The sequence below is a fragment of the Bacillota bacterium genome (assembly GCA_012837285.1).
GTDB lineage: Bacteria > Bacillota > DTU030 > DUMP01 > DUMP01 > DUNI01.
The window spans coordinates 1-7842 of the sequence record DURJ01000194.1 but is presented as its reverse complement, the minus strand read 5'-3'; the positions used below and the strand labels follow the sequence as shown (position 1 = coordinate 7842).

Here is a 7842-nt window from a genome sequence, read left to right as displayed (position 1 = left end):
TACGATTTGGTCTCGGTGACAAGCCGGGACTTTGCTTTTGCCCGGTTGGTAGAGGAGAATTTTCTTTGGTGTAGAAGTAATACTACCAAGGAGAGGCCTGGCTGCTGGTTAAGACCTCTACTTGATCTGCGGTACAATTGGGCCGGCGGAACATATAAATTGGTGAGGAGGTTTCCCATTTTGAGCGTCAAGGTAGAGCAAGTGGAAAAAAACGTAATTTGCTTGGAAGTAGAGGTGGACAGTGATAAGGTAAACGCAGCTATCGTAGCAGCTGTACGTTCTCTGGCCCACAGGGTTAAGGTGCCGGGGTTCAGGCGGGGCCGAGTTCCTAAGAATATACTGGAACTGACGGTGGGGAAAGAAGCAATCCTTGACGAGGCCCTGGAACTTTTGGTGCCGAAAGCATATAGCCAAGCTGTGGAAGAACAGGGTGTGGAACCCATTGACAGGCCACAGGTGGAAGTGGTTACAATAGAGGAAGGCGCTCCGTTGGTGTTCAAGGCGACAGTGGAGGTTAAGCCGGAAGTGACGCTGGGGGAGTACAAAGGTCTGGCCATTAACAAGGAAAAAGTTGTGGTTACGAAAGAAGAAGTGGAAGACGTTCTTCAGAATCTGCGGGAGCGGCAAGCTACCATGGAGGCCTCTGAAGATGAACCTGCCGATACAGGGGACTTGATAATGGTGGACTTTTCGGGTACAGTTGATGGGCAGCCGTTTGAAGGTAGCCAAGCCGAAAATATGCCCCTGATAATTGGCACGCCGGGATTTTACCCTGGTTTGGGTGAACAACTGGTAGGGGCCAAGAAGGGCGACAGCCTGGAAGTTAAGATTGCTCTTCCGGACGATTTTCGTGTAGCTGAGGTAGCCGGCCAGGAAGCAGTGTTTAGTGTGGTCGTAAACGATGTTCACAAGAAACGTCTGGCCAATTTGGATGACGAGTTTGCTAAAGATGTAAGTGAGTTCGACACCTTAGAGGAGCTAAAAGCTAACCTTGAAAAACGCTTACAGGAAGTAAAAGAACAACGCGTCCGAGAGAAAATGGAAACCCAGGCTATAGAGCAGGTTATGGAGCGCACGGAGGTAGAAGTACCGGCTGTAATGGCCACACGTCGAGCTCGTACCATGTTGCGTAATTTTGCTCATGAACTGGAACACCGGGGCGTGACGTTAGAGAAGTATTGTGAGTTCAAGGAGACGACAGCGGAAAACATTGAGGAGGAGTTTCTTCCTGCAGCCCGCGAATCGGTGAAACAAGAACTGATCCTGGATGCCATCGCCAAAAAGGAGAATCTCACTGTGACCCCGGAGAAGCTGGCCCAGGCTTTAGACAGCTTGGCAGCCGGTGTAAAGGACCCGGAGCAGGCTAAGGAGCGCTGGAGTGAGGATGGTACTCAGGAAGCCATGGCTGTCAGCTTGTTGCGCCAGGAGGCCGTTGACTTATTGCTACGGGAGGCAGCGGTGACTGAAGTTGACCCGGAGGAAGATACCAGTACTGCTGTGGATGAAGGCGAGACGGCGGTTGAGTCTGAGCCGGTGGAAGCGAAAGAGTAAAGGCAGAGCAAGTCGGGAAAACTGCTCATATGATTTTGTTAACGAAGCACAAATTGAGGGGGTGCCGATATATGACTTTAGTACCAATGGTAGTGGAGCAGACAAACCGGGGTGAACGCGCCTATGATATCTATTCACGACTGCTCAAAGACCGGATTGTCTTTTTAGGCAGTGCTATCGATGAGGCAGTAGCCAACACTGTTATTGCCCAGCTGCTGTTTTTGGAAGCTGAAGACCCAGACAAAGATATTTTCCTGTATGTGAATTCTCCAGGTGGAGAGGTGCCGGCTGGGTTGGCTGTTTACGACACCATGCAGTATATTAAGCCCGATGTGAGCACTATTTGCATGGGCTTGGCCGCTAGCATGGGGGCTGTACTTTTGGCCGCCGGCGCTAAAGGGAAGCGATTTGCACTGCCCAATGCTCGGATCATGATCCACCAGCCCTGGGGAGGCGTGAGGGGCCAAGCTGCTGATATTGCTATTCACGCCAAAGAAATTCTTAGAACTCGTGAACGCTTGAACGATATTTTAGCCCAGCATACCGGTCAACCGTTGGAGCGTATCCAGCGTGATACCGATCGCGATTTCTTTATGTCGGCCAACGAGGCCAAGGAATATGGTCTGGTCGATGACGTGATGGCGCGGAGAGGTGGCAAGGGATAAGGGGGGAGAGCCATGTTTAAGTTTAACGACGAAAAGGGCCAGCTTAAGTGTTCGTTCTGTGGTAAAGCGCAGGAGCAAGTGCGCAAACTGGTAGCCGGTCCGGGCGTCTACATCTGTGATGAATGTATTGAGCTCTGCAACGAAATTATTGAGGAAGAACTATCCGATGACATGGAGCTAGAGCTCAAAGATATCCCCAAGCCCAAGGAAATTGCCGCTATCCTTGATCAGTATGTTGTTGGCCAAGAACGGGCTAAGAAGATTATGGCTGTGGCGGTGTATAACCACTACAAGCGCATCAATGTGGGTGCGCGGGTGGATGATGTAGAATTGCACAAGAGCAACATTGTTATGCTGGGGCCCACCGGCTCAGGCAAAACACTGCTGGCTCAGACGCTGGCTCGAATCTTAAATGTACCGTTTTCTATTGCCGACGCCACTTCGCTGACGGAAGCCGGCTATGTGGGCGAGGATGTGGAGAACATTCTGCTCAAACTGATCCAGAATGCCGACTACGACATTGAGAAGGCGGAGCGGGGCATTGTTTATATCGACGAGATCGACAAGATTGCGCGCAAGTCGGAGAATCCGTCCATTACTCGCGATGTTTCCGGTGAGGGTGTGCAGCAAGCCTTGCTGAAGATCCTGGAAGGTACTGTGGCCAGTGTCCCTCCCCAAGGAGGCCGGAAGCATCCCCATCAAGAGTTTATCCAAATCGACACCACCAACATTCTGTTCATTGTGGGCGGTGCTTTTGAAGGCGTCGCCAAGATTATTCAAAAACGGATGCAGCAGAAAACTATGGGGTTTGGGGCAGAAATTAAGAGCAAGGCGGACCTGAAAGTGGGCGATATTCTCAAGCATATTATGCCGGAGGATCTGCTCAACTATGGAATGATTCCCGAATTTGTCGGCCGAGTTCCGGTTATTGTCACCCTGGATGCTTTGGATGACGAGGCCCTGGTGCAAATTCTTACCGAGCCGAAGAACGCCTTGGTACGGCAGTATCAGAAGTTCTTTGAGCTGGACGGGGTGAAGCTGGAGTTCGAAGCGGACGCGCTCAAGGCGATTGCCGAGGAAGCTATCAGACGCAAAACCGGTGCCCGGGGGCTCAGGGCCATTATGGAAGAAGTTATGCTGGAAGTTATGTACGATATACCGTCGCGCAATGATGTGATGAAAGTTCAGGTAACTAAGGACGCCGTGGAAAAACGTGATCCGCCCATAGTAGTGCTGCGAGAACGCAAGGGAAGAAAAAGAGAAGCTTCTGCTTAGAGCTCGGGTTACCGAGCTCTTTCTTTGATAAATCCCCACCGCCACGGAGATAATAGAAGTGATGCGGAAGGGAGGTTAAAGTATGGCCCTGACCCCGGGTTTGGGCAGCTTCTTAGGGGTTGTCCAGATTTTTTTTGCTATCGTTATCGGTGTCTACTTTTGGAACCTGCTTCGCTCCCAACAAGGAAATAAGGTTGCCGTAGAGCGTGAGTCCCGCAAGGAACTGGATAAGCTACGGGAGCTGCGGGAGATCTCGCTCAGTGAACCTTTAGCGGAACGAACCCGCCCCAGCACATTTGAAGAGATTATCGGGCAGGAACAGGGGCTGAAAGCTCTAAGGGCAGCGCTTTGCGGGCCCAATCCCCAGCATGTTTTAGTGTACGGTCCACCTGGGGTGGGTAAGACAGCCGCTGCCAGGCTGGTATTGGAAGAGGCCAAACTAAATCCGCTTTCCCCCTTCCGGAGCGATGCTAAGTTTATCGAAGTGGATGCTACCACCGCCCGCTTCGACGAACGGGGGATCGCCGATCCGTTGCTGGGCTCGGTGCATGATCCCATTTATCAGGGAGCCGGGCCACTGGGCATTGCCGGGATTCCCCAACCTAAGCCTGGGGCGGTTACCAAGGCTCACGGCGGGGTGCTTTTTTTGGACGAAATCGGGGAGCTGCATTCTATCCAGATGAACAAGTTGCTCAAGGTTCTGGAAGATCGGGTGGTCTATCTGGAGAGCGCTTATTACAACTCCGAAGACAGCAACATCCCCAGCCACATCCACGATATTTTTAAGAACGGATTACCGGCGGATTTTCGCTTAGTCGGGGCTACTACCCGCTCCCCGGATGAATTGCCGCCGGCGCTAAGATCGCGCTGCGTAGAAGTGTTTTTTCGGGCCTTATTACCGGAGGAAGTGCGTATTATTGCCGCCAATGCCGCGAGTAAGATCGGCTTTCCCTTAGAAGAGGGGGCGGTGGACGTGGTGGCTCGTTATGCTTGCAACGGTCGCGATGCTGTTAATATCATTCAGATTGCGGCTGGCATTGCTCTGGGTGAACAGCAGGCCCAGATCCAGACCCAGATGGTAGAGTGGGTGGTAAACAGCGGGCAATATTCTCCCCGTCCGGATCGGCGGGTGCCGGCTGTTCCGCAAGTGGGCTATGCCAACGGGCTGGCTGTTTACGGTACTAACTTGGGCATGCTGTTGGAAATCGAAGTGACGGTGTTTCCGGTGTCCAAGGGCAATGGACGGCTAACCGTTACCGGGGTAATTGAAGAAGAAGAAATGGGACGGTTTGGTCATGTGGTCCGCCGCAAGAGCACGGCTAAAGAGTCAGTAGCCAATGTGCTTACAGTGTTGCGCCTCTACTTAAATTTTAATCCAGGCGATTTTGATATCCATGTAAATTTCCCCGGTGGTATGCCGGTAGATGGACCTTCAGCCGGGGCCAGTATGGCAGTGGCGATTTGCTCGGCCCTTACTGGGGTGCCAGTGGACAATAATGCTGCTATCACCGGCGAAGTATCCATTCGAGGGCAGATTAAGCCGGTAGGCGGTATTACGGCCAAAATAGAAGCTGCTCGGGCTGCCGGGGCCAACAAGGTGATTATTCCAGTTGATAACTGGCAGGAAATCCTGGCTCACTACTCAGGAATTCAGGTTGTACCGGCCGGGACCTTGGAGCAAGTATTCAAGGAAGTATTGGTGCGAAGCGGTCGCCCGGACATAGAGCTGGCCAGTCTCAGGCCGGCTGCTTCCAGCTAAGCCGGGCGCTTCTTTTTTGCTGGTCTTATGGTACAATGGAGATGAAAAACGACTTTAAAGAGCCAGAGGGTGTGACCAACATGAAAGCATCGAAACGTGCACTACCTCTCCTGCCCCTGCGGGGCATACAAGTGTTTCCTTACATGGTAGTCCATTTAGATGTGGGTAGGCCTAAATCTATTGCGGCTATGGAAGAAGCCATGGTACAGGATAAACAGCTATTGCTGGTAACTCAAAAAGATCCCCGGGTGGACGAACCTGAATCCGGCCAGATCTATCAGGTAGGTACTGTGGCCGAGATCAAGCAGCTGCTGAAGATTCCCGGGGGCACCATGAGGGTTTTGGTGGAAGGGCTGGCTCGGGGTCGTATCATGTCGATCGAACAGACCGACCCCTTTTATTTGGTAGACTGTGAAGAATACGAAGAAAAAGAGATTGAGGACAGCGCCGAGATCGAGGCCCTGATGCGGGGTATAGTTTTCTTGTTTGAGCAATATGTGAAGCTGTCGAAGAAGATCCCGGCCGAAACAGTGGTGTCCATAGTTACGGTAGAGGAACCGGGGCGGTTGGCCGATCTGATCGGAGCTCATCTTAATCTCAAGCAAGAGGACAAGCAGAGACTATTGGAAGCGGTCCAGTTACCAGACCGGCTGGAAACCCTGTATTCTTTTCTCAGCCGGGAGCTGGAGATCTTGGAACTGGAGCGGAAGATCGGCGCTCGGGTTCGTAAACAGATGGAGAAGTCCCAGCGCGAGTACTATTTACGCGAACAGCTTAAGGCGATCCAAACGGAGTTAGGAGAGCGAGGAGAAGAGGCCAACGAAGCGCTGGAATTTGAACGCCGCATTGCCGAGGCGGACTTACCGGACCAAGTGCGCGAAAAGGCCGAACGCGAAGCCGACCGGCTGGGAAAAATGCCGCCCATGGCTGCCGAAGCTGTGGTGGTGCGCACATACGTAGAGTGGCTGTTAGCTTTGCCATGGAATAAGACCACCGCCGACCGGTTGGATTTGGACCGGGCTGAACAGATTCTAAACGAAGACCATTATGGTCTAAAAAAGGTTAAGGAACGAATTCTGGAATATCTGGCGGTGCGGAAACTGGCGGAGAAGATGAAGGGTCCGATACTTTGTCTGGTGGGACCGCCGGGAGTAGGCAAGACTTCCTTGGCCAAATCAGTTGCCTGGGCTTTAGACCGTCGCTTTGTTCGTGTTTCTTTGGGGGGTGTGCGGGATGAAGCCGAGATTCGTGGCCATCGCCGCACTTATGTGGGCGCTTTGCCGGGGCGAGTAATTCAGGGAATGCGCCAGGCCGATTCCAAAAACCCGGTCTTTCTGCTCGATGAGATCGACAAAATGAGTATGGATTTCCGGGGCGATCCGTCCGCTGCCTTATTGGAAGTGCTGGATCCCGAACAGAATCATGCTTTTAGTGATCACTACATTGAGTTGCCGTTTGATTTGTCCCATACCATGTTTATTACTACGGCCAACACCACCCACAACATTCCCCGGGCGCTGCTAGATCGGATGGAAGTAATTAGTTTGCCGGGCTATACGGAGGAGGAAAAACTCCATATCGGCCGCTCTTTTCTTCAGCCCAAGCAGCTCAAAGAGCACGGCCTTAGGCCGCAGCAGCTGACGCTGTCGGATAACACCATTAAGGGCATTATTCGAGAGTATACGCGCGAAGCCGGGGTACGCAATTTGGAGCGGTCTATTGCCGCCTTGTGCCGGAAAGGTGCGCGAGAAATCGTGCAGGGCAAGAAGCAGAAGATAAATATTACCTCGCGCAACTTGAATGTTTATTTGGGCTCTCCCCGTTTTCGCTTCGGTACGGCTCAGAAGAAAGATGAAGTGGGAGTAGCCACAGGCTTGGCTTGGACTGAGGTGGGCGGTGATGTACTTAGTATTGAAGTGAGTATCATGGGCGGCAAAGGCCGTTTAACCCTCACGGGGCAGTTGGGGGATGTGATGCGGGAATCGGCTCAGGCCGGCTACACTTACATCCGTTCACGAGCCGCCGCCTTGGGTATTGCCGACGATTTTAATGAAAAACAAGACATTCATATCCATGTGCCTGAAGGAGCCATCCCCAAAGATGGCCCGTCAGCCGGCATTACCATGGCTACAGCCCTGGCTTCGGCGTTGACAGGCCGGCCAGTACGGGCTGACGTAGCTATGACCGGCGAGATTACCCTCCGGGGCCGGATTCTGCCGGTAGGGGGTATAAAAGAAAAAGTCCTGGCGGCTCACCGGGCCGGGATCAAAACATTGATCCTGCCGGACGAAAACCGCCGGGATTTAGACGAGATTCCGCGCCATGTGCAGCGCAAGTTGAATTTTGTGTTCGTGGAAAATATGGATCAGGTGCTGGAGCAGGCTCTAAAGTTGGGGTAGGGGTGGGTCTTTGTGCCTGCCCGAGCTGTCTCTTGGTATGCCGTAGGGAACACCCTTCGGGTGCAAGCTGGCCTCGGTGCCGTTCCGAAAACCACGCCTCATAGCCATCGCGTAGGGAAACCGGGGTTCAGTTCTCCGGTTTCTTTTTTCGACCGCGGTAGATATCGTCGCTGGTAAGGCCGCGAATTTTGGC

General features: G+C 52.8%; 5 protein-coding genes. All 5 read left to right on the top strand.

What is annotated here, in order from left to right:
* Positions 1 to 180 precede the first annotated feature (180 nt).
* On the top strand, positions 181 to 1551 hold the full coding sequence (locus GX016_10660) for a trigger factor (GenBank protein HHT72002.1): 1371 nt from the start codon (positions 181 to 183) through the stop codon (positions 1549 to 1551).
* A gap of 71 nt (positions 1552 to 1622) precedes the next feature.
* Positions 1623 to 2216: an ATP-dependent Clp endopeptidase proteolytic subunit ClpP gene (gene clpP, locus GX016_10655; GenBank protein HHT72001.1), complete on the top strand. Its 594-nt coding sequence runs from the start codon at positions 1623 to 1625 to the stop codon at positions 2214 to 2216.
* A gap of 12 nt (positions 2217 to 2228) precedes the next feature.
* On the top strand, positions 2229 to 3491 hold the full coding sequence (gene clpX / locus GX016_10650; GenBank protein ID HHT72000.1) for an ATP-dependent Clp protease ATP-binding subunit ClpX: 1263 nt from the start codon (positions 2229 to 2231) through the stop codon (positions 3489 to 3491).
* Between the two features lie 82 nt (positions 3492 to 3573).
* Positions 3574 to 5250: an ATP-dependent protease LonB gene (gene lonB / locus GX016_10645; protein HHT71999.1), complete on the top strand. Its 1677-nt coding sequence runs from the start codon at positions 3574 to 3576 to the stop codon at positions 5248 to 5250.
* Between the two features lie 80 nt (positions 5251 to 5330).
* A complete protein-coding gene (gene lon / locus GX016_10640; protein HHT71998.1) occupies positions 5331 to 7649 on the top strand; it encodes an endopeptidase La in 2319 nt (772 codons plus the stop codon).
* Positions 7650 to 7842 lie beyond the last annotated feature (193 nt).

Coding starts and splice junctions, on each gene's coding strand:
- clpX (HHT72000.1), top strand. CDS start 2,229: ATGTTTAAGTTTAACGACGAAAAGGGCCAGCTTAAGTGTTCGTTCTGT.
- lonB (HHT71999.1), top strand. CDS start 3,574: ATGGCCCTGACCCCGGGTTTGGGCAGCTTCTTAGGGGTTGTCCAGATT.
- lon (HHT71998.1), top strand. CDS start 5,331: ATGAAAGCATCGAAACGTGCACTACCTCTCCTGCCCCTGCGGGGCATA.
- clpP (HHT72001.1), top strand. CDS start 1,623: ATGACTTTAGTACCAATGGTAGTGGAGCAGACAAACCGGGGTGAACGC.